The following is a 23,658-nucleotide window of genomic DNA, read 5'->3' on the forward strand; positions in this document are numbered from 1 at the left end:
TCAATGATGATTTACTATTAATTCATACAATTCGCTGATTGACTCATTTCTTGATGGGCTGGACAATCCCCCGCGCCTGAATTTTGGGTATTAACCAACGGACAAATTTATGGAAGCCTATTTATTACATTTACTGACGCAATCTCTGGCTTTCACGCTATTTGTCGTCATGTTAGTCACTTTTTTCGAGTCTTTGGCACTGGTCGGCATGTTACTGCCCGGCACGGTCATGATGACCACTGTGGGCGCGTTGATTGGCAGCGGCGAAGTGGGCTTTTATTCTGCTTGGGCTGCCGCAACAGTGGGTTGTTTGGTTGGGGACTGGGTCTCGTATTTTATCGGTCGCCGTTTTAAAGCGCCGCTGCATCGTTGGTCTTTCCTGAAAAAACATAAATCACTGTTGGATAAAACCGAGCACGCCTTGCATAACCACAGTATGGCGACGGTGTTGCTGGGGCGCTTTATTGGCCCGGCCCGGCCGATTGTTCCAATGGTCGCGGGGATGCTAAATTTACCGCCAGTGAAATTCGCCTTACCGAATGTGATTGGCTGCCTGACATGGCCGCCGGTCTATTTCTTCCCCGGCATACTGGCCGGCGTTGCCATTGATATCCCACAGAGCGCCAACAGTTATATGTTTAAATGGCTGCTATTTGCGGTGGTGATGCTGATTTGGTTGGCATTGTGGTTATCATGGCGCTGGTGGCGTTTTGGCAAACGCAGCCCGGACCGCCTGAGTCAATGGTTGCCTTTGGCCCGTTTGCGCTGGGTGACGCTGCTTGCCATTATGGTGGCGATTGCCAGTTTTACCTGGCTCCATATGCAGCCAATCATGCCACTTTACCGTCATCTGTTGTGGAAAGTATTGGCAACATAATCGGTTACGAGCGGGTGATAATGCCCAGCACACTGGCTTCTGGCGCACTGCCGTTGACCAATGCTTGGGTGGGGCCATCATAGTAAATACGGCCATCGACAATTAATAAGGTGCGCTCGGCAATGCGGGCGGCATCATCCAGATTGTGCGATACCATCAACAGGGTCAATTGCCGATTTTCGCAGACATTCTCTACCAATTGCAGCATTTCATTGCGCAGGGCCGGATCGAGCGCGGAAAATGGCTCATCCAGCAGCAGGATGGGCTGGCTGCGCACCAAGCAGCGTGCCAGTGCTGTCCGCTGGCGCTGGCCGCCAGAAAGTTGCGCCGGTAGCCGCTCGAGGCACTGTTCCAATCCCACTTGTTGAGCAATGTGGCGCAAGCGTAATTTTTGCTCGTGATTGAGCTTTAGCCCCGGATGCAACCCCAAGCCAATGTTTTGCTCAACAGTCAAATGGGCGAACAGATTATTTTCCTGAAATAGCATCGACACTGGCCGTTGCGCGGGTGGCGTCATAGTATGGTCTTGATTATTCAGCAACATACGGCCGCTGGCGGGGGCTAAAAACCCGGCAATTAAACTCAGCAGCGTGCTTTTACCCGCCCCACTGGGGCCAAGAATGGCCACCCGCTCACCGGGTTGAATGCGCAAATCAAAACGCATCGGTAAGTGGTCATATAAATAGGTGATTTTCTCAAGCTTTAGCATGGCGGCTCGGCAGTTTTTCAATCAAAGTAAATAGCAGGAAACACAGCAGCAGCAACAGCAAAGCGGTGACCGCACCATCCTGGCTGCGATAAGATCCTATCTGCTGATAAAGATAAAATGGCAAGGTGCGAAAATGCTCGTTGCCAAATAATGCCACCACGCCGAAATCCCCGATAGAAAGCACACTGGCGAAGGCCAGTGCTTGAGCCAGCGGGCGTTTCAGCGCACTTAGCTCAATATGGCGCAAACGGTGCCAGCCGCGAATATCCAGTGATAAGCACAGCGGTGTGTAGCGCCAGGCAAGGTCCCGCATCGGATTATCCAGCACTTTTAAAGCATAGGGCACGGCCATCAGCGCATTGGTCAACATCACCAGCGCGTAAGGGGATTGTGGCAAACCCAGGGTGTCATTAAGCAATAAGAAAAAGCCGGTCGCCAACACAATGCCCGGCATCGCCAGAATCACCATCCCGCTGACTTCCAATGCTTGCCCGTAAGCTGCGTGCTGGCGCAGTTTCAATTCACGGCTGCTCCACAACAGCATCATGGTCAGGGTAATACATAATAATCCGGCCCCAATGGCGATGACCAGAGAGGTGAAGAAAGCTTGCCACAGTGCCGGTTGCTGCAACACTGTCAGCATGGTTTTATTGCTGCCATCAATCACGACGGCCAGCAATGGCGGCACCATCAATAATAATGCCGCGCCAATTAACAGTGTGTCGCCAAGGCGCGCGCCATAACTGTCTTGCGGGTTGCGCCAACTTTGCCCATGGGTATTGCCCACCGCCAACACCGAGTTTAGCCGTTGGCTCAGCACCACCAAGCCGAGGCAGCAACTCAGTTGAATCAGTGCCAGTAATGCCGCGCGCCCTAAATCGTAGTCATAACTGAGCGCTTGATAGATAGCCAGCTCGATTGTGGTAGCTTGCGGCCCGCCGCCTAAAGAGAGCACGGTGGCGAAGCTGGCGAAACACAGCATAAAAATCAGTGCAGCGGTGGGCAGAATCTGGCGGCGTAAATAGGGCCACTCGACGAGCCGGAAATGCTGCCAGCCATTCATGCCCAACTGTGCGGCTAATTGGCGCTGTTCCACGGCAATGTTTTCCAATGACTGCAAGAGTAGGCGGGTCGCCAGTGGCATATTAAAGAAGATATGCGCCAGTAAAATCCCGGGCAAACCATAAGGTGAGAAGCGGTATTCCAGCCCCAGCCAGCCAAATAACCCCGCCAGCCACCCTTGGCGGCCATAAACGGTCAAAATGCCAAAGATGGCGACCAGCACTGGCAGCACCAACGTCATCGCGCATAAGCGCAGCATCAGTTGGCGGCCGGGGAAGCGGCGGCGATATAAGGCCCGGGCCAGAAAAATCGCCGGGGTGACCGACAGCAGTGCAGAGAGAAATGCTTGCCAGAAAGTGAAACGAATCACATGCCACAAATAGCTATCATGCCAGATGCTTTGCCAGTCTGCCGCAGGGGCGTGACGCCAGATAGCGCCGAACGCCAGCAGCGCGACACCGACTATCAGCAAGGCGGCCAGTAGCCCCGGCCACAGCCAGGCGGGGATCAGCGGCTGACGGCGGATTGCCATGCTTGAACCCATTTGCCACGATTATCAGCCACGTCTTTTGCATCAAATTGCAATGCTTTTTGCGGCACTGTCAGGGTGTCAAATCCGGCCGGTAAATCCATTTTTATCACCGGATACATCCAGTTACCGGTCGGGATATGATTTTGAAATGCCGGGGTGACGATAAACTGCATAAAGCGCTGTGCCAGCTCTGGTTGTTTGCTCGACGCGACCATGCCAGCCACTTCCACTTGTAAATAGTGGCCTTCGCTAAAATCAGCCGCGGCATAGTTAGCTTTCTTTTCTTCAATCAGATGATAAGCCGGGGAGGTGGTGTAGCTGAGCACTAAGTCCCCCTCACCTTTGAGGAACAGACCATAAGCTTCGCTCCAGCCTTTGGTCACGGTGACCGTTTTTTTCGCCAGTTGCTGCCATGCTTGCGGGGCTTTATCGCCATACACTTTTTGCATCCACAGCATTAAACCGAGGCCTGGGGTGCTGGTGCGCGGGTCTTGATAAATGATTTTCCACGGCGCGCTGCTGTCGACCAATTCTTGCAGGCTTTTGGGCGGGTTTTGCAATTTGTTTTTGTCATATACAAAAGCAAAATAGCCATAATCATAGGGGACGAAAGTTTTATTCTGCCACTTTTCCGGCAAAGTCAGCTGGCTGGTATCTACCTGATTTGGCGCAAATAACCCGGTTTGCTCTGCGGCTTGAACCAGATTGTTATCCAAACCTAAAATCACATCGGCCTGACTATTTTTGCCCTCCATCCGCAGGCGGTTTAGCAGCGAAACCCCGTCTTCCAGCGCGACAAATTTCAGTTGGCAATCACACTCTGCTTCAAAGGCTTTTTTTATCGCCGGCCCAGGGCCCCAGTCGGCGGCAAAGGAGTCATAGGTATACACCGTCAATGTCGGTTTATCCGCAGCAACTGCCGCCGCAGAGAGTAAAAACAAACAGGGAATCATACATTTAAACACTTTGCACTCCTTAGGAATAAAGGTGGCAAAGGTATCTGAGGCGGTAGCTAACATCAGCCGCGTGGGGGCGATGTTCTCTTTCTCAAATCCCTTCGCCGGTGTTAACCGGATCAGGTTCGACGGGTTTACTCTCAGCCAAATGGGGAAAAACCCCCTTTAGCACCCCGTTGAGACGGCGCTATTGTAGAGATTAATCTGGACGGGTGAAAGCCGCTTTATCCCTCTGGCGGTGTAAACCAGGCGGATTTGAAGTCAAACCATCCTAATGTGTTCATGCGCACCCCGCGCATACTGTGCTGGCCATATAATTCTAGCCAGTGATGGAACAGCGGATGGAATTGATTCTGGCTGACCAATCGTTGGCTCCATTCCGCCATGGGAAGAGCATTATTACGCCATAATTCAACATCTTGGTGTAGTTCCTCGTCCAGGCAATATTGCAGTAGCGGCAGTTCATACAAGGTGGCGAAGAGGGAAAACTCCAGCGGCAAGTAGAAGTTGGCGCTGCCAAGCCAAATATCACTCTGCGCATCCCCCTGATACCATTGAGTGTAATCCACTATTTGTATTTTCAATGTTACGCCTTGGGCGGCCAGCAACTGGGTCAGTGTTTGGCTGATAGCATCAAATTCGGAATGATCACTGTAAAAAGTCAGCGTCAGCTCGGTCAAACCTTCGGGTTTCGCTTCCAATGCGGTGAGCCGGTTGTGGTGCCAGCGCGGCAACATGCCGTAGGCGGGCGACCAGTAGTGCTGATAAAAAGGATCGGCGTGACTGAGCAGGGCGACCGGGGTTATCAGTTCACACAGCCAACGGCGGGTCTCGGGAGGGCAAGTCTGGGGAGAGCGCTGGTCGAATAACAAAAAGTAGCATCCTTCTTCCAAGCGGCTTTCCAGCTCATTTTTACTGGTATCGTCCGCCTGCAATTGCACTCCAGAGTAAACCAGCTCCTCAGATAGCTCCGGTAAGACCCAGATATTGACTTCATCAACCAATGCGCGGAAACCAAAATAGTTGTCAAACGCCTGAATTTTCAATTGGCTGTGGTGATTACGAATCACCGAATAAGGGCCAGTGCCAATAGGATGTCGCCGGAAGTCCGGTTGATTTTCCCACTCTTGCGGCAAGATCATGGCGTGCACACTGCCCAATAACCACGGCAGCCAGCTATCTGGGGTACTGAGATGCACATCAATCACATACGGCGTGGGGGAGCGCACCGCCGTAATATGTGCAAAGAGAGGTTGGGGGATTAATCGGGTCAGGCTACCAATCACATCATGCATATCCAACTCACGGCCATGGTGAAAATGAATGGCCGGGCGCAAATAAAAGCGCCAATGCAAGGGACTGATGGCCTGCCAGTGATGAGATAAATCCGCTTCCAGTTCCCCATTTTCCTCATTTATTCGTGTTAGGCCGTTAAAAATTTGCCGCACCATATGGGTTTCTGAGCGGCGCAGTGCGGTGCCGGGTAACAGGTTTTGCAGTGGGCGATAATAGAGCACCCGCAGAATGTGTTTTCCTTGGCGGAAGCTGCGCCCCAGCTGGGATAGCAGCATTTGGCGCACGGTTTTTTTATCCCCGACTAACTGCACCAATTGGTCAATATTATCTTGCTCGAGTAACTCTTCGGCCCGCTGTTGTTGCAGTGCCAGCCCGGAATAGAGGAAGGTCAGTTGTGAGCGCTTACCTCTGCCCGCTTCGGCTTGCCAGTTGAGCCAGCCCTCTTGCTGCATACTGCCCAGTAACGAGCGCACATGGCGGCGCGAGCAGCAGAGCACGTCGGCGAGCTCCTGTAGCGTGGTTTCTGTGGGGGAACCGTTAAAACGTTGCCAGAGGCGAATAAACTGTTGTTGCAAGCGCGAGGCCGACATAAAAGAGGAACTCCTCAGCAAATTTCATCAATTTTTCTTTCCCTATATTACGCAGATACTGGTCATCAATAACAGCAGGTTATTGCGGCAATAGCGGCGAGATCACACCCCAGGGGAGGAATAAGATGATTTTCAACTTACAACGTTATTCCACTCATGACGGCCCCGGTATTCGCAGTGTGGTATTTCTCAAGGGGTGCTCGTTGAGCTGCCGCTGGTGCCAAAATCCAGAAAGTCGCTCGCGCCATCCAGAGGTGCTATTTGACCCGCGCCTGTGTTTATCAGGTTGTGATTTGTGTCATCAGACTTGCCCGCAAGCAATCCAACATATTGATAATAAAATTGTTATTCATCGTCAGCGCTTGACTGACGGCGATGTTCAGGCGCTAAGCACGCGCTGCCCCAGTGCGGCATTAACAGTGTGTGGCAGCCCAATTGATATTGACGCCACTCTGGCGACCTTACTGCGCGACTTGCCCTTTTACCGGCGCAGTGGCGGCGGGGTGACATTATCTGGTGGCGAACCTTTTATGCAGCCGGATGTTACTGCTGAATTATTACAACGTTGCCATCAGCAAGGCATCCATACCGCAGTGGAATCCTGTTTGCATACGCCATGGCGCTATATTGCCCCCTCTTTGCCGTGGCTTGATTTGATGTTGGCGGATCTGAAACACACCGATGAGCACCGTTTTCAGCAGTGGACTGGCGGTTCGGCCAAGCGGGTGATGGATAATTTTCGCCAATTAGCGGCGGCGGGCACCCGCATTACGGTGCGAGTGCCCTTAATCCCAGATTTCAATGCTGACCGCCGCTCGGTACAAGGGATTGTTGATTTTGCTGCTGATGAAATTGGGGTGAAAGAAATCCACTTTTTGCCTTATCACACTCTGGGTATCAACAAATATGCCCTGCTGGGTGAAGAGTATCTGGCCGCCCGTAGCCCCTTGGATGCACCTTCCCTGCTGGTCTTCGCGGAAAGCTATGCCCGTGATAAGGGCCTTACCGCAATTTTAAGAGGATGACGCAATGACGACTCTCGATTTGGTAACCTTAAGCGAACGGACAAAACAGCATAAAAATGCGCTGATTCATATTGTAAAACCGCCAGTTTGCACCGAGCGAGCGCAGAATTATACTGAGGTTTATCAACAGCATCAGGATAAACCGCTGCCGGTGAGACGTGCGCTGGCGCTGGCCCATCACTTACAGTTGCGTACTATTTGGATTAAAAATGATGAGCTGATTATTGGTAATCAGGCGAGTCAATTACGTGCCGCGCCGATTTTTCCTGAATATACCGTCAGTTGGATTGAAAATGAAATTGACCAGCTAGCCGACCGCCCCGGCGCGGGGTTCTCGGTCAGTGAAGAAGATAAAGCGGTTTTGCATAAGCTGTGCCCCTGGTGGCGTGGCCAAACGGTACAAGACCGCTGCTATGGCATGTTTACTGACGAACAAAAAGCCTTGCTAGCCACCGGGATCATCAAAGCGGAAGGCAATATGACCTCCGGTGATGCGCATTTAGCGGTTAACTTTCCGCTATTGCTGGAAAAAGGCTTGGATGGCCTACGCAACAAAGTAACAGGCCGCCGCTCTCGCTTGCAACTGACCGACTGGGGCGACCTGCATAAAGAGCAATTCCTGAAAGCCATTGATATCTCTCTGGTTGCACTGAGTGAACATATTGAGCGCTATGCTGCTGTGGCCCGGGAAATGGCAGAGGAAGAGCGCCGTGAATGGCGGCGAATTGAGCTACAGACTATCGCCGCAAACTGTGAACTCATTGCCCATCAGCCACCGCAGACTTTCTGGCAAGCTTTGCAACTGTGCTATTTCATTCAACTGATTTTGCAAATTGAGTCCAATGGTCACTCGGTGTCATTTGGTCGCCTAGATCAATATTTGTATCCCTGGTATCGGCGCGATGTTGAGCTGGAAAACACCCTCAGCCGCGAAAAAGCCATCGAAATGCTGCATAGCTGTTGGCTTAAGTTGCTGGAAGTGAACAAAATCCGCTCCGGTTCGCACTCCAAGGCCTCGGCGGGCAGCCCGCTTTATCAAAACGTCACTATCGGTGGGCAAACCCTGGTGCAGGGCAAGGCCATTGATGCCGTCAATCCGCTCTCTTATGCGGTGCTGGAGTCGTGCGGGCGTTTACGTTCAACTCAGCCTAATCTCAGTGTTCGCTATCATGCCGGTATCAGTGATGATTTTCTGGATGCTTGTGTGCAAGTCATTCGCTGTGGTTTTGGTATGCCCGCGTTTAATAATGACGAAATTGTGATTCCCGAATTTATCAAGCTGGGTGTTGATCCACAGGATGCTTATGATTACGCCGCCATTGGCTGCATTGAAACTGCGGTTGGCGGTAAGTGGGGTTATCGTTGCACCGGCATGAGTTTCATCAACTTTGCCAGAGTGATGTTGGCGGCGCTGGAGCAAGGCCGCGATGCCACCTCCGGTCAGGTATTCTTGCCGCAAGAGCAGGGATTGTCGCAAGGTAACTTTACCGATTTTGCGCAAGTCATGGCGCAATGGGATGCGCAGATTCGCTATTACACCCGCAAATCTATCGAAATTGAATGTGTGGTGGATACGGTACTGGAAGAGAATGCCCACGATATTGTCTGTTCAGCGCTGGTGGATGATTGTATTGAGCGCGGTAAAAGTATTAAGCAGGGCGGGGCGCGTTACGACTGGGTATCAGGTTTGCAAGTCGGGATTGCCAATTTGGGTAACAGCTTGGCGGCGGTGCGAAAATTGGTGTTTGAACAACAACTTATCGGGCAACAACAACTGGCTGCGGCCTTAGCCAATGACTTTGCCGGCCTGAATGGCGAGCAACTGCGCCAGCACCTGATTAATTCAGCGCCGAAATATGGCAATGATGTTGATGATGTCGACCAGCTGTTGGTGCGCGCCTATCAGACCTACATTGATGAGCTGAAGCAATATCACAATACCCGTTTTGGTCGCGGCCCTATTGGTGGCACCTATTATGCTGGAACTTCATCCATTTCGGCCAATGTGCCATTTGGTGCGGCCACCATGGCGACACCCGATGGTCGTAAAGCTCATAGCCCATTGGCGGAGGGCGCAAGTCCGGCCTCGGGTACCGACCATCTCGGGCCAACGGCGGTGTTCAACTCGCTATCGAAGCTACCGACCGCCGCGATTTTGGGTGGCGTGCTGCTCAATCAAAAATTGAATCCGTCCACGTTAGATAATCCGCGTGATCGTGAAAAATTGATGCTGATGCTGCGCACTTTCTTTGAGGAGTATCTGGGCTGGCATGTGCAATACAACATTGTATCGCGTGAGACTTTGCTCGAGGCCAAGCAGCATCCGGACCGCTACCGTGATTTAGTGGTGCGCGTCGCGGGCTATTCGGCATTTTTCACCGCACTGTCACCGGATGCACAGGACGATATTATCGCCCGCACCGAGCATACACTGTAATTTATTGTTTTTATGAGTTATTTAGTCTTGCGGGGCCTTAAGCGTCAAACATTGTACTGAGTTCCACAATTTCTGAGTAATGGTGTACTTCACCAGCCAGTGGTTTATCCCACTGGCTTTTTTTATCCGGTGTTCTGAATGCAATCGCATTGTTAGTGGCATCAATTATTCGGGTGTAAATTTATAGTTTTCTCTATATAAATCTACCCGCTTCTGTAGCATAGGAAGTCATGGCTGTTTCTGGCGCTGGAGCCTGGAATGAAATCTGCTTTAACCTTTTCCCGTCGTATCAATCCGGTTTTTCTCGCTTTCTTTGTGGTGGCTTTTCTCTCCGGTATTGCCGGTGCTTTGCAGGCTCCGACCTTGAGTCTGTTTTTAAGCACCGAAGTTAAAGTGCGGCCGCTATGGGTTGGGCTGTTTTATACCGTGAATGCCATTGCCGGGATCACGGTCAGTTTTGTGCTGGCCAAGCGCTCGGATTCTCGCGGGGATCGCCGCAAACTCATTATGGTTTGCTACCTGATGGCGGTGGGAAATTGCCTGTTATTTGCTTTTAATCGTGATTATCTCACTTTGATCACTGCTGGTGTTTTGCTGGCCTCAGTGGCCAACACCGCGATGCCGCAAATTTTTGCTTTGGCGCGTGAATATGCCGATAGCTCGGCCCGCGAAGTGGTGATGTTCAGCTCCATTATGCGTGCGCAACTTTCATTGGCTTGGGTGATTGGGCCGCCGCTGTCGTTTATGTTGGCGCTGAATTATGGCTTTACCCTGATGTTCAGTATTGCTGCAGGTATCTTTGTACTGAGTGCGCTGGTGGTGTGGTTTGTTCTGCCGTCAGTGAAGCGAGCCGAGCCGGTGGTGGATGCCAAGGTGGCTGCCCCTGGCCGCCTGTTTGCGGATAAAGACGTGCTACTGCTGTTTATTGCCTCGATGCTGATGTGGACGTGCAATACCATGTATATCATTGATATGCCTTTATATATCACGGCGAACTTGGGCTTGCCTGAACGGTTGGCGGGCTTATTGATGGGCACGGCGGCTGGGCTGGAAATCCCCATTATGCTCTTGGCGGGTTATTCGGTGCGGCGTTTTGGGAAGCGCAAAATTATGCTGTTTGCGGTGCTGGCTGGCGTGCTGTTTTATACCGGGCTGGTGTTATTCAAATTCAAAGCGGCGCTGATGTTATTGCAGATTTTTAATGCCATTTTTATCGGCATTGTCGCCGGGATAGGTATGCTCTATTTTCAGGATTTAATGCCAGGCCGGGCCGGGGCGGCGACGACATTGTTTACGAACAGTATTTCAACCGGGGTGATTCTGGCTGGGGTGCTGCAAGGGGTATTAACTGAAACTTGGGGGCATAATGCGGTGTATGTCATGGCCATGATCCTTGCCATCCTTTCACTCATTATTTGTGCGCGAGTTAGAGAAGCTTAGCGCCCCGCAGGGCGCTGTGTGCTGTTTAATAGACGGGCAGTAAGTTCAGGCTGGATAGAATATGGGCGATGGCATTAATCGCCCCGAACAGCAAAATCAATACAATCATCGGAGTACCGCCCCAAACCCGGTACAGCGGGCTACCAAAACGTTTACGTGAGGCGCGGGCCAGCAGCGCCGGGACAATGGCGGCCCAGACAGTGGCAGCCAGCCCGGCATAGCCGATGGCGTAAATAAAACCATCTGGATATATCAGCCCACCCAATATTGGCGGCAGGAAAGTGATGGCGGCTGTTTTTGCCCGACCTAAACGGCTGTCGTCAAATTTAAATAAATCAGCCAGATAATCGAATAATCCCAAGGTGACGCCCAGAAATGAACTGGCGACGGCGAAGTTTGAGAACACTGTCAGCAACAAATCCATTGACGAACTTTGTAATATTCCCCCCAGCGCGCTGACCAGCACATCAATATTGCCGCCCTGACTGGCTATTTCACGAAATTGGGGGCGTGGGATATTCCCCATGGTGCCGATCAACCAGATGATATACAGCGCGAGGGCTAACAGGGTGCCAAACAGTAAACAGTTGCGGATGCGATGTGGGTTTTTACCGTAATATTTCATCAGGCTGGGGACGTTACCGTGATAACCAAATGATGCGAGACAAAATGGCAGCGTCATCAGCAGATAGGGCAGGTAGCTTGGGTTGGCGTCGCTCAGATTAAATAATTTTACGGGTTCGACATGGCCTAACAACCCACCAAACGTCATAAAGAAAGTGAGTATTTTGGCCCCCAGCACAATCGTCGTCATGCGGCTTACTGCGGTAGTGCTGAGCCAAACAATAAAGGCGACAAATAAGGCGAAAAACAGGCCGCCGAGCCGGGCCGAGAAGTCTATCCCCATGGCGCGCAAAGTATGTTGAATGACCGAGCCACTGGCGGAGATATAGGCGTAGGTCAGAATGTAGAGCACAAAGGCGACAGTCAGGCCATTAATCACATTCCAGCCGTTGCCCAGTAAATCTTTGGTGATGGTGTCAAAACTGGCACCGGTATGATAGTTGAGATTGGCTTCGAGGATCATTAATCCAGAGTGAAGCATACAAAACCAGGTAAAAACCAGTACGGCAATTGACCAATAAAACCAGATCCCTGACATCACTACGGGGAGTGAAAACATCCCTGCGCCGACGATAGTTCCTGCAATAATCATTGCGCCGCCGAGCAGAGAAGGTGTTTTAATTTTTGCTGCTGTGACCTGATTTTCTAATGTAGTTTGGGCCATAGTCGGGTGTCCTCGTGTGGTTTTACCACTTATAGAGGTAGCAATTTTGTCACTGTGTTCCCCCTGCCGGTGCGGCAGGGGGCGTGGTCGGGAATGGGGCTTGGTGTTTACTCGATGGGTTTCAATCGGGCTACAAAGTGGCGCAGAACAGGGGGTTCGTAGGTGAAGGTTAAGCCTTTGATTTCCTCAGCTCGTGATTTGAGTGCAATCAGGGCATCGGCAATATAATCCATGTGGTCATTGGTGTAGACCCGGCGCGGGATGGTCAGGCGCAGCAGTTCCAATGGCGATGGTTTTTGTTGGCCGGTTTGCGGGTCACGGCCTAGCAGCAATGAACCAATCTCCACACTGCGGATACCCGCTTCCAGATACAGGGAGTTATTCAGCGCCTGTGCTGGGAATTGCTCGGCTGGAATATGCGGCAGCAGAATTTTGGCATCAACAAACACCGCATGACCGCCCGTCGGGTATTGAATTGGAATGCCACCCGCGCGCAGGCGCTCCCCGAGATACTCTACCTGACCAATGCGGTAAGTCAGGAAGTCCTCGTTCATGCCCTCTTCCAATCCAATCGCCAGCGCTTCCATGTCGCGGCCAGCCAGACCACCGTAAGTAACAAAACCCTCCATTGGGACACAACGGATGCGAACGTCGCTGAACAAGTCCTCATCAGTGCGGAAGCAGCACAAACCGCCAATGTTCACCATCGGGTCTTTTTTGGCTGACATGGTGAGCATATCGCCATACTGATACATTTCCAGAATGATCTCTTTGATGGACTTATCGCCATAGCCCGGTTCGCGTTGCTTAATAAACCAAGCATTTTCACAGAAGCGGGCAGAGTCAATAACGATCGGGATATTATGCTGTTGAGCGATGCGATAGACTTCGCGCATATTGCTCATTGAAATCGGCTGCCCACCAGAGCTGTTGCAGGTGACCGTGGTAATAATCGACACCACGTTATCAGCACCATACTCGGCAATAGTGGCTGTCAGTTGGTCTAAATCAAAATCGCCTTTCCAGTCATAATAAGCCACAGTATCAAAGGCTTTTGGAGTAACGACGTTGATGGCTTTCGCCCCATTCATTTCGACATGGGCGGCGGTGGTATCAAAGTGGAAGTTGGAGATAAAGACCGGATTCTTAGCCCCACCTGCTTTTTGTTTTTTCGCAATCAGGCAGGGGAAGAGGATCTGTTCAGCCCCACGGCCCTGATGTGTTGGGATAGTAAATGGGTAACCAATCAGTTTCTTAACCTGGTCACATAAGTGGTAATAGTTACGGGAGCCAGCATAAGCTTCATCGCCCATCATTAATCCTGCCCACTGGCGATCACTCATTGCTCCGGTGCCGGAGTCGGTCAGTAAATCAATATAGACATCTTCACTTGGCAGTAAGAATGGGTTGTAACCCGCTTCAATCAGTGCTTTCTCACGATCCTCCCGGTTGGTCATCCGAATATTTTCTACCATTTTAATACGGAAAGGTTCAGGGATGCGTTTCATGGCTTATGACTCCAAATACCCGTCATATTTAAAGCCGCAGAGATATTAGTCGCGAGTGCCCACCCGAATGACTTAATTGTTTTAACCTACTAAAATAAGCTTATCGGGATCGGTTTACTGGTCGCCTATCTGCAATTCTAATGACTTTGGGTATATATTAATATTAAAAATGCAGTCAGTTTTTGGCGAGCGGAAATAACAATCCGTATGGCCGATGACGGCAATAAAATAAAGAAATGAGTTTTTTCAGCCTAAGCTGAATAAGCAATGGGGAGTTAACGTGGGAAATCGTTGGCGAGGCGATAATCAATATTAAACCAAGCTCGGCTGTCGCCGGAGATGCGTGCTTGGTAACGCAATGCAATGCGTGTCATAAGGCGCCCTCTAGGTGTGGATGGTGAGCGCAGCATACCGGTGTTTAAAAAATAAAAAAGTGGCCGTTAGCACAGAATACAAGCAATATAAACTACATTAACAACACTAATATTTATGCAATATAATAGGTTACGGCACTGTTATATAACAGATTGATTATTACAATATTTGGATTGGGATAACAGTAATTAACGAGGGAAAGGTAAGTTTTCAATAAGTATTTTGATAGATTTTAATTGTTGGGTCAGGTGGGTACCTGACACCAACAATATACTCACAAAATGAACTGAAAATAATTAACGCAGAAATTCTGGCTGTTGTTTTTCGTATATTGAAATATTACTTTCGTGCTGTAATGTTAGGCCAATACTGTCTAAGCCGTTAATCATGCAGTGGCGACGGAAGCTATCGATTTCGAATGAATAACTCTTTCCGCCAGCATTGACGGTTTGCTCGGTCAAATCGACAGTAAACTCGGTGCCTTCATGCTCTTTAACCAATTGGAATAAAGTATCAATATCCCCTTCATTTAATGTGACCGGCAATAATTGGTTATTAAATGAGTTGCCATAAAAAATATCAGCAAAACTGGGGGCGATAACCACTTTGAAGCCAAAGTCTGTCAGTGCCCAAGGCGCATGCTCACGGGATGAGCCGCAACCGAAATTCTCGCGCGCTAACAAAATGGTCGCGCCCTGATAGCGTGGCAGATTCAGCACAAACTCCGGGTTCGGCACTTTGCCGGCATCATCAAGAAAGCGCCAGTCATTGAACAGGTGCTGACCAAAACCGGTGCGCGTCACTTTTTGTAAAAATTGTTTGGGAATAATGGCGTCAGTATCGACGTTCGCCGCGTCCAATGGCGCGACCAAACCAATATGTTGAGTAAATTTAGCCATGTCAGTGTCTCCGGTTAGTGGGTGGCAGCGGATAAATCGCGCACATCAGCAAAATGGCCACTGACGGCGGCGGCGGCAGCCATGGCCGGGCTAACTAAATGGGTACGTCCTCCACGGCCCTGACGCCCTTCAAAGTTACGGTTGCTGGTGGATGCACAACGTTCGCCGGGTTCCAGGCGGTCATTATTCATCGCCAGACACATCGAACAGCCCGGTAAGCGCCACTCAAAACCGGCCTCAATAAAGATTTTATCCAACCCTTCGGCTTCGGCCTGCGCTTTTACCGGGCCTGAGCCGGGTACCACGATAGCCTGTACCCCGTGGGCAACTTTGCGCCCTTGCGCCACCGCGGCCGCTGCGCGTAAATCTTCAATGCGCGAGTTGGTACATGAGCCGATAAACACTTTATCAATTGCCACGTCGGTTAACTTGATACCTGGGCGCAAGTCCATATAAGCCAAGGCTTTTTCCGCAGAGGCGCGCTCCACCGGATCACTGAAAGATTCAGGGGCCGGAATGATTTGATTAACAGCAATCACTTGGCCCGGATTCGTGCCCCATGTCACTTGCGGCGCAATCTCTGCGGCATCTAAGGTGACAACAGTATCGAATTTGGCATCAGCATCGGATTTCAACCCGCGCCAGTACGCAACACCCTGTTCCCATTGGTCACCACTTGGGGCAAATTGGCGGCCTTTCAGATAGTTAAATGTGGTGTCATCCGGTGCCACTAAGCCGGCTTTGGCCCCCATTTCGATGGCCATATTGCATAAAGTCATCCGGCCCTCCATGCTCAGCGCTGCAATGGCGCTACCACAGAATTCCACCACATGGCCGGTGCCACCTGCGCTGCCGGTTTTACCAATAATAGCCAACACAATATCTTTGGCGGTAATGCCTGGGCCGACATCACCATTAACTTCAATTTTCATGGTCTTGGCCCGGCCCTGTTTCAGGGTTTGGGTTGCCAGTACGTGCTCGACTTCGGAGGTGCCAATACCAAATGCGAGGGAGCCAAAGGCGCCGTGGGTGGCGGTATGGGAATCACCACAGACAATCGTCATGCCCGGCAACGTCATCCCTTGCTCTGGGCCAATGACATGCACAATGCCCTGAAATGGGTGGTTTAAGTCATATAATGACACGCCAAATTCAGCACAGTTTTTGATAAGCTCCTGCATCTGAATGCGGGCCATTTCACCGCTGGCATTGATATCTTTGGTTTGAGTCGAGACGTTGTGGTCCATGGTGGCAAAGGTTTTGCTTGGCTGGCGCACCGGGCGGCCCATGGCCCGCAAACCATCAAAAGCCTGCGGCGACGTCACTTCATGCACCAAGTGGCGGTCGATATACAACAATGGCGTTTCATTCACAGCTTCATAAACGATGTGCGCATCATACAATTTTTGATATAAAGTCTTGCCCATATTAAACCCCCTCAGCCACGAATTTAGCGATGATATCGCCCATTTCATTCGTGCCGATTGTTTGGCCATCTCCCGCTAAGTCAGCCGTGCGATAGCCTTGTTCCAATGCTTTATTAATGGCGCTTTCGATGGTGTCCGCGGCGTCGTCTTTGCCTAAGCTGAAACGCAGCAACAGGGCCAAAGAGAGAATTTGCGCAATGGGATTGGCAATGTTTTTGCCCGCGATATCTGGGGCTGAACCGCCCGCAGGCTCGTATAAACCGAAACCTTGCTCATTCAAGCTGGCTGACGGCAACATCCCCATGGAGCCGGTTATCATGGCGCATTCATCGGACAAAATATCGCCAAACAGGTTTGAACACAGCAAGACGTCGAACTGGGCAGGGTCTTTGATTAACTGCATGGTGGCATTGTCGATATACATATGTGACAGAGCGACATCAGGATAATCTGCCGCAATGGCGGTCACTACTTCGCGCCACAAAATTGAGCTTTGTAACACATTGGCTTTATCTATCGAGGTCACTTTGCCGCGGCGCTTGCGGGCAGACTCAAAAGCAATGCGGGCAATACGTTCAATTTCAAAGCGATGATAAACTTCAGTATCAAACGCACGTTCGTGCATGCCCTGACCTTCACGGCCTTTGGGCTGACCGAAATAGATGCCGCCGGTTAATTCACGCACACACAGAATATCGAAGCCTTTGGCGGCGATATCACTGCGCAATGGACAGAAATCTTCTAATCCTTGATACAAACGTGCTGGGCGTAAGTTGCTGAATAATTTGAAATGTTTACGTAATGGCAGCAAGGCTCCGCGCTCAGGTTGTTCCGCCGGCGGCAAATGTTCCCATTTGGGGCCGCCTACTGAGCCGAATAAAATGGCATCCGCTTGCTCACATCCGCTAATGGTTGCTGGCGGTAACGGGCTGCCATGACGGTCGATGGCTGCGCCACCGACATCATATGCGCTGGTTGAAATCTTGATGCCAAAGCGCTGGCGCACGGCGTCCAATACTTTGTTTGCCTGAGCCATTACTTCAGGGCCGATGCCGTCTCCGGGCAAAACCGCAATGTGGTAAGTCTTCGTCATGTTTACACCATTTCCTGATTATTTTGTTGCAAGCGCTGCTTCTCTATTTCTACCTGATGGGCGCGCCAGATATTATTTAAAACGTTTACCAATGCTTTGGCTGAAGACTCCACAATATCAGTGGCCAGTCCAACGCCATGGAAACGACGGCCTTTATGGTCAACCACAATATCCACCTGGCCCAATGCGTCCTTGCCCTGACCATTGGCAGACAGTTGATATTTCACCAATTCAATGGGGTAGTCAGTAATGCGGTTGATGGCCTGATACACCGCGTCAACTGGGCCATTACCGGTGGCCGCTTCTGATTTTATCTCTTCGCCGCAGACCAATTTTACTGAGGCCGTCGCCATGATGCTGGAACCAGACTGAACACTGAAATAGTCCAGGCGGTAATGTTCGGGTTCTTCCTGCTGCTTATTAATAAAGGCCAATGCTTCCAAATCGTAATCAAAGACTTGGCCTTTCTTGTCAGCTAATTTCAGGAACGCGTCGTACAAAGAATCCAGGTTGTAATCTTTATCTTGATAACCCATATCTTCCATACGGTGTTTCACAGCTGCTCGGCCAGATCGGGAAGTCAGGTTCAACTGCACACCTTTCAGGCCGATAGATTCTGGCGTCATGATTTCGTAGTTTTCGCGATTTTTCAGCACGCCATCTTGGTGAATACCGGAGGAGTGCGCGAAAGCATTGCTACCGACAATCGCTTTGTTAGCCGGTATTGGCATGTTGCATAATTTACTGACCAATTGGCTGGTGCGATAAATCTCTTGATGGTGAATACCGGTATGCACGCCCAACATGTTTTCGCGCACTTTGATGGCCATGATAACTTCTTCCAGTGAGCAGTTACCTGCGCGCTCACCTAAACCATTTATCGTCCCCTCGACCTGACGCGCGCCGGCTTGTATTGCGGTGATAGAGTTGGCGACTGACATACCCAAATCGTCATGACAGTGGACAGAAATGATGGCTTTATCAATGTTCGGCACTCGCTCATACAAGTTGGTGATGATTCCACCGAACTGATATGGCGTGGTGTAGCCGACGGTGTCCGGAATGTTGATGGTGGTGGCCCCGGCATTAATGGCGGCTTCTACCACACGGCACAAGTTATCGATTGGGGTGCGGCCCGCATCTTCACACGAAAATTCTACGTCATCGGTATAGTTGCGCGCGCGCTTGACTGAGTGCACCGCCATGGCCAAAACATCGTCAAATGAGCGCTTTAATTTAGATTCGATATGTAAGGTGGAGGTGGCCAAAAACACATGGATCCGAAATGCTTCGGCGATGCGCAAAGCTTCGGCAGCCACATCAATATCTTTGTCAACACAGCGCGCCAAAGCACAAACCCGGCTGTTTTTGATTTGTTGAGCAATGGTGTGCACCGACTCAAAATCGCCTGGCGAGGAGACCGGGAAACCGACCTCCATGATGTCGACCCCCATTCTTTCCAGTGCCAGCGCGATTTGCAGCTTCTCTTTTACACTTAAGCTGGCTTGTAATGCTTGTTCACCATCACGCAATGTTGTATCGAAAATAATGACTTGCTGGCTCATGGGGTATTCCTTGTCGTGTTTACATTTACGCTGGGCGGGTAAAAAAAAACCCGCGCATTTGCGCGGGTTTGTTAATCTTGATGGCTGAATCAGTTCTGATTTCCGTCCACCAACATACCGCGCAAGAGAGATGCGTTGAGTAGTAGGCCTAGTAGACGGGTTGAATAGAACATGATTTTTCAGTTACTCATCAGTGAAATTATTATGCTGCATATACTGATACGTGAATTTCGTAGCTATGTCAATATTTGTTTAAAATGGTGTGTTCAACTGGTTATGACAATGCCGAATTCCTTCCAGTGACATAAAAAACTTAAAAATTAAATTTAAAGGTTTTTTAATCTGATTTTTAAGGTCGCTGATTTTGCTTTGTTTGGCATAACATTCAGAATGTGGGGGATTGTGCTTTTTCGCGATTTTATGAGTTGCGGTTATTGACGGGCTATCGCTCACTTTGCTAAAACCTGCTTTTGGGGGGATCACGTGCAGAGATTCAATAAACATTATCAGTTAACTCTTCAGCAAGTTAGCGCCCGGAAATTCTATCGTTTATTTATATAAGTAATAAATTTATATATTGATTATTTTATCTTATCCTCCTGGTTTTGTTATTAAATTTTATGTTTCATGACTATTTATATTAGTAATAATTATATCGGTGAGGTGTTTTGTATTGTTTTTATTATTTTTGAATGTAATTAAGGATTAATAAGTTATAAGTGAAGAATTTATTATTCATTAATGCCATAGTTGTTAACCTTCTCTTTTTGTGATGTGATTATGCCAAAGATTCTATTATTAATTCTAATGAGGCGTTACTTTGCTATTGACAATGTAGATTAGTTTTATTCACCATGTGGAATATTTTGCATATTCTTCTTGTTTATATGTTTGTCTATGAGTATTTACTGATCACCAAATGCATTAGGTGTGGTTTATATTTTTACACCTATACAAGGATGAGACTCGATTTTACCTCGCTGAGGTATTAAAGAGAATATTGGTATCATTAATAATAAGTGATCAAAGATATTTTGAAACAGTAATAAATATCTATGAGGTTATTTATTAATCATGCCATCTGCATAAAGCTTAGTGGAGTTAAGCATGTTTGAACACAACTTAGTAACCGACAATCAAGTCACTAAAAAGGAAGGTAGTGATGTTCATTTACGCAGTGTCGACCTCAATTTGTTAACTGTTTTCGATGCTGTGATGCAAATGCATAATGTGACACGTGCAGCCCAGTTATTGGGAATGTCTCAACCTGCCGTGAGTAACGCTGTTGCTCGTCTCAAGGTCATGTTTAATGATGAACTTTTCGTCCGTTATGGCCGAGGTATTCAGCCAACCGCCAGAGCGCGCCAGCTTTTTGGCCCGGTACGCCAGGCACTGCAATTAGTGCAAAATGAGTTGCCCGGTGCGGGGTTTGAGGCCAAAAACAGCGGGCGAGTATTTAATTTATCTATTTGTAGCCCTTTAGATATCAGGTTGACCGCACAAATTATACAGCGGGTTAATCAATTAGCGCCCAATGTTCAGCTTATTATTAGATCTTATCTTAATGAGAATGTTGAGCATCAGTTACGGTATCAAGAGACTGAGTTTGTTATAGGTTATAAGCACTTTGAGCGCGCCGATTTTCATGATATATCATTATCTAACGATGAGTCGGTTTTAGCAGTATCTAAAGACCATCCACGAATTGATAATTCAATTACTCAAGAACAACTCCTTTCTGAATTACATGCCGTGGTATCTTTGGATAAAATGGGCTCTTTCAGTGATTTCTATTATGAATCCGCCATCAGTTCCCAAACTATTGCGTATGAAAGCACTGATATGAACAGTGTGCTGAATATTGTGTCTCAAACTAGCTATGTTGCCATTGCGCCGCGCTGGCTGGTGCAAACACACAGTGAGACCCTCAATCTGAAACTTATTCCATTACCTTGGGAGGAGACATGCCGACCCTGTTATCTCACTTGGCATGAATCTATTGCTAGAGATAGGGGGCATCAGTGGATGAAAGAACTACTCAGTCAACTTAGTATTCCTGTTTAGTTATTATCATGAAGATCTGCTGCTGAAATAATCTTATTCTCAGCAGCAGGCAAGAGCAGCAACTGAATTGAAATAAATATTTCTTGGCTGCAATTATTATCCCATCTCGCCCAACATTCTTATCAGCTCTGACTCTTCCCTCACTATTCTGACCAAGGTATTTTTGGTGAAAATTTATTTCAGCTCACACTTCTGCGCTGAATTTTGTTTGCCATAGTCCAGAGAGTGAGTAGACTGCGCGAAAAAGTGAACACCTGTAAGCTGAAAGCTAACAGGCCAAAAAGCAGTGGTATACTTTAACGAAGGATTTATCAGTGAGCTGTGATGTTATGACCCCAAGATTAGATGAATACCACCTTGTGCGCCGCTTGCGCCAACAAATAAGCCAGAGAACGGACAAGATAGCTTGCCGTGAATGGTCACCGGAGGGTGAAAATCAGCTCACTTGGCGGCAGGTTGATGCTCATGTGACGCGGATTTCAGCGGCTTTATTGTCTTTGGGGGTCGCAATCCAAGAGCGTATTGGGATTTTTGCTCATAACAGTATGGCTTGGTCGCTGGCAGATTTCGCTATTCTGCAAGTCCGCGGCGTGAGTGTTCCGCTGTATGCCACCAACACAACGGCCCAGGCCGCTTACGTCATCAATGATGCCGACGTGCGCATATTGTTTGTCGGCGGGCAAGCCCAGTTTGATGTTGCAATCACACTCAAGCCGCTGTGCCCACAGCTTCGCAAGATTGTGGTATTGGACCCCAATGTAGATTTACACGGCTGCGAATATGCCCAATATTTGGCGGATTTTGAACAACCACCCGATGCAATCCAGCAGCATTTATTAGCTGCGCGTATCGAAGGTTGTGATTTAGACGATTTATTCACATTGATTTATACCTCGGGCACCACGGGAGAGCCCAAAGGGGTGATGCTGGAGTACCGCAATATGGCGGCTCAGCTCTATCTACATGACCAGCGTTTAACCCTGACATCTGAAGACACTTCTCTGAGTTTCCTGCCGCTGTCTCATGTTTTTGAGCGGGCCTGGAGTTTCTATGTCATGCATACTGGCGCACAAAATGTGTACATCAGTGACACAAATTGGGTGCGCGCCGCGATGCAAGCAGTTAAACCGACCGTCATGTGTGCCGTGCCGCGTTTCTACGAGAAGGTATTCAGTGCCATTAATGACAAAGTTGCTCTGGCAAAATGGCATCGCCGCATGCTATTTCGCTGGGCTGTAGGATGTGGCGAGCGAAAATTCCACAGTCTGCAAGGTGGGCAAACATTATCGTGGTTATCTGCACAGCAATACCAGCTGGCAGACCGTTTGGTATTGAGCAAATTACGCGGTGTTTTGGGCGGTAAGGTGCGTTTCTTACCCGCGGCCGGTGCCCGGCTTGATGATAATATTATTCTTTTCTTTCAAGCAATTGGCATCAATATCAAATACGGTTATGGCATGACTGAAACTTGCGCTACCGTCTCTTGCTGGGAAGAGCAAGATTTCCGTTTTGGCTCGATCGGCAAGCCGCTGCCGGGGATTGACGTCCGTCTGGGGGCTGAAAATGAAATCCAGGTACGTGGCCCGATAGTGATGCGCGGTTATTTCAATAAACCCCAAGATACCGCCGATTCTTTCACTGAGGATGGCTGGCTCAAAACTGGGGATGCGGGGGCATTGGATGCTCAGGGGAATTTATTTATCACTGAGCGGTTGAAGGATTTGATGAAAACATCTGGCGGGAAATACATTGCACCACAGATGATTGAAGGCACACTGGGCCAGGATCGTTTTATCGAGCAGATTGCCATTATTGCCGATACCCGTAAATTTGTTTCGGCGCTGATTGTTCCGTGTTTCGAGTCACTGGAAGAATATGCGCACTCAATAAACCTGAAATACCATGACAGATTTGAACTATTGCGCCACAGCCATATTGTCAGTTTGTTTGAGCAACGGCTAAAAGATATGCAAAAAGAGCTGGCAAAGTTCGAGCAGGTTAAGCGTTTTACCCTGTTGCCACAGCCATTCACTATGGAAACCGGTGAGCTGACGCCAACTATGAAGTTACGTCGCAAAATCATTCTCCAGCGTTATCAGAATGAAATTGACTCTATGTATCGCGATTAAAGCATCAATATTTCTCTGCAACAGCCGGTATCTGCTTAATGATAGCGGCTGTTGCTGACTTTCTGAGCAATCATCTCCCTGCCGCGTTATTTTTTGCCTGGCTTCTCTTATGTTGCGCTCGCCAATTAGTAAAATTTCTCAGCCTGATTTAGTTCTATGATTGGCTATTAATGTGGTGGGAAAAACACGTGGCTGGAGTCTCAGGCAGTGTTTTATTTTTTTTGCTGGGCTAAATCCAGTTTGTGGTCCACACAATTGCCTGTGCGGCAGAGAATTGCTGTTTGCCTGCCAGAAATTCTGACGTTATGTTAATAAGTTAATTATGTTAATAAACATTAGAACTATAACAAACAAAGAATAGGAATACGGGGCGTTGTGCCTTTCCT

The 23,658-nt window shown here is 49.2% G+C and carries 17 protein-coding genes and 1 riboswitch; of the genes, 6 read left to right on the forward strand and 11 right to left on the reverse strand.

The features are described from left to right. Positions 1 to 109: 109 nt before the first annotated feature. Positions 110 to 877, forward strand: coding sequence for a DedA family protein (locus D5F51_RS03780; RefSeq protein ID WP_129195652.1), 768 nt, complete (start codon positions 110 to 112; stop codon positions 875 to 877). A gap of 4 nt (positions 878 to 881) precedes the next feature. Here the strand turns inward: D5F51_RS03780 and thiQ are convergent, their stop codons facing one another. The 4 genes from thiQ to sgrR all read right to left on the reverse strand — a co-directional run bounded on the left by thiQ (position 882) and on the right by sgrR (position 6,022). After that, positions 882 to 1,586, reverse strand: a complete 705-nt coding sequence (thiQ, locus tag D5F51_RS03785; RefSeq protein WP_129195653.1) for a thiamine ABC transporter ATP-binding protein ThiQ — start codon at positions 1,584 to 1,586, stop codon at positions 882 to 884. Continuing rightward, positions 1,573 to 3,180: a thiamine/thiamine pyrophosphate ABC transporter permease ThiP gene (thiP, locus tag D5F51_RS03790; protein ID WP_129195654.1), complete on the reverse strand. Its 1,608-nt coding sequence runs from the start codon at positions 3,178 to 3,180 to the stop codon at positions 1,573 to 1,575. Before thiP ends, thiQ begins: the two co-directional genes overlap by 14 nt. Then, positions 3,156 to 4,145: a thiamine ABC transporter substrate binding subunit gene (thiB, locus tag D5F51_RS03795; protein ID WP_145507599.1), complete on the reverse strand. Its 990-nt coding sequence runs from the start codon at positions 4,143 to 4,145 to the stop codon at positions 3,156 to 3,158. The genes thiP and thiB overlap by 25 nt, the downstream gene beginning before the upstream one ends. Before the next feature lie 69 nt (positions 4,146 to 4,214). Further along, positions 4,215 to 4,322: riboswitch (TPP riboswitch) on the reverse strand. A 38-nt stretch (positions 4,323 to 4,360) separates the two neighbouring features. Continuing rightward, complete coding sequence (sgrR, locus tag D5F51_RS03800) at positions 4,361 to 6,022, reverse strand: HTH-type transcriptional regulator SgrR (RefSeq protein ID WP_129195655.1); 1,662 nt, start codon at positions 6,020 to 6,022, stop codon at positions 4,361 to 4,363. Between the two features lie 125 nt (positions 6,023 to 6,147). On the opposite strand from sgrR, the gene D5F51_RS03805 reads away from it, so the two are divergent. The 3 genes from D5F51_RS03805 to D5F51_RS03815 all read left to right on the forward strand — a co-directional run bounded on the left by D5F51_RS03805 (position 6,148) and on the right by D5F51_RS03815 (position 10,924). Next, the gene (locus tag D5F51_RS03805; RefSeq protein WP_129195656.1) at positions 6,148 to 7,047 is read left to right on the forward strand and encodes a glycyl-radical enzyme activating protein; all 900 of its coding nucleotides are present in this window, start codon (positions 6,148 to 6,150) and stop codon (positions 7,045 to 7,047) included. Between the two features lie 4 nt (positions 7,048 to 7,051). Beyond that, on the forward strand, positions 7,052 to 9,484 hold the full coding sequence (locus D5F51_RS03810) for a formate C-acetyltransferase/glycerol dehydratase family glycyl radical enzyme (protein WP_129195657.1): 2,433 nt from the start codon (positions 7,052 to 7,054) through the stop codon (positions 9,482 to 9,484). 258 nt (positions 9,485 to 9,742) lie between these two features. Next, positions 9,743 to 10,924, forward strand: a complete 1,182-nt coding sequence (locus D5F51_RS03815; RefSeq protein ID WP_129195658.1) for a sugar efflux transporter — start codon at positions 9,743 to 9,745, stop codon at positions 10,922 to 10,924. A gap of 25 nt (positions 10,925 to 10,949) precedes the next feature. Here D5F51_RS03815 and mtr read toward each other — a convergent pair whose 3' ends face one another. The 7 genes from mtr to leuA all read right to left on the reverse strand — a co-directional run bounded on the left by mtr (position 10,950) and on the right by leuA (position 19,079). After that, positions 10,950 to 12,212, reverse strand: a complete 1,263-nt coding sequence (mtr, locus tag D5F51_RS03820; protein ID WP_025379528.1) for a tryptophan permease — start codon at positions 12,210 to 12,212, stop codon at positions 10,950 to 10,952. A 107-nt stretch (positions 12,213 to 12,319) separates the two neighbouring features. Beyond that, positions 12,320 to 13,720, reverse strand: a complete 1,401-nt coding sequence (gene tnaA, locus D5F51_RS03825; protein ID WP_129195659.1) for a tryptophanase — start codon at positions 13,718 to 13,720, stop codon at positions 12,320 to 12,322. A gap of 275 nt (positions 13,721 to 13,995) precedes the next feature. Continuing rightward, positions 13,996 to 14,094 (reverse strand): tryptophanase leader peptide, encoded by a 99-nt coding sequence (gene tnaC / locus D5F51_RS03830; protein ID WP_005156906.1) that lies wholly within the window; start codon positions 14,092 to 14,094, stop codon positions 13,996 to 13,998. A gap of 297 nt (positions 14,095 to 14,391) precedes the next feature. Then, complete coding sequence (gene leuD / locus D5F51_RS03835; RefSeq protein WP_129195660.1) at positions 14,392 to 14,994, reverse strand: 3-isopropylmalate dehydratase small subunit; 603 nt, start codon at positions 14,992 to 14,994, stop codon at positions 14,392 to 14,394. A gap of 14 nt (positions 14,995 to 15,008) precedes the next feature. After that, entirely contained in the window at positions 15,009 to 16,421 is a 1,413-nt protein-coding gene (leuC, locus tag D5F51_RS03840; RefSeq protein ID WP_129195661.1) for a 3-isopropylmalate dehydratase large subunit, read from the reverse strand. Between the two features lies 1 nt (position 16,422). Beyond that, positions 16,423 to 17,514 (reverse strand): 3-isopropylmalate dehydrogenase, encoded by a 1,092-nt coding sequence (leuB, locus tag D5F51_RS03845; RefSeq protein ID WP_129195662.1) that lies wholly within the window; start codon positions 17,512 to 17,514, stop codon positions 16,423 to 16,425. Positions 17,515 to 17,516: 2 nt separating this feature from the next. Beyond that, positions 17,517 to 19,079 (reverse strand): 2-isopropylmalate synthase, encoded by a 1,563-nt coding sequence (gene leuA / locus D5F51_RS03850; RefSeq protein WP_025379523.1) that lies wholly within the window; start codon positions 19,077 to 19,079, stop codon positions 17,517 to 17,519. Positions 19,080 to 20,186: 1,107 nt separating this feature from the next. Here leuA and leuO point away from each other — a divergent pair. Next, positions 20,187 to 21,143 (forward strand): transcriptional regulator LeuO, encoded by a 957-nt coding sequence (gene leuO / locus D5F51_RS03860; RefSeq protein WP_025379522.1) that lies wholly within the window; start codon positions 20,187 to 20,189, stop codon positions 21,141 to 21,143. A gap of 329 nt (positions 21,144 to 21,472) precedes the next feature. After that, positions 21,473 to 23,272, forward strand: a complete 1,800-nt coding sequence (locus D5F51_RS03865; RefSeq protein WP_129199174.1) for an AMP-dependent synthetase/ligase — start codon at positions 21,473 to 21,475, stop codon at positions 23,270 to 23,272. Positions 23,273 to 23,658: the final 386 nt, after the last annotated feature.

The organism is Yersinia hibernica (genome assembly GCF_004124235.1).
GTDB classification, from domain to species: Bacteria; Pseudomonadota; Gammaproteobacteria; order Enterobacterales; family Enterobacteriaceae; genus Yersinia; species Yersinia hibernica.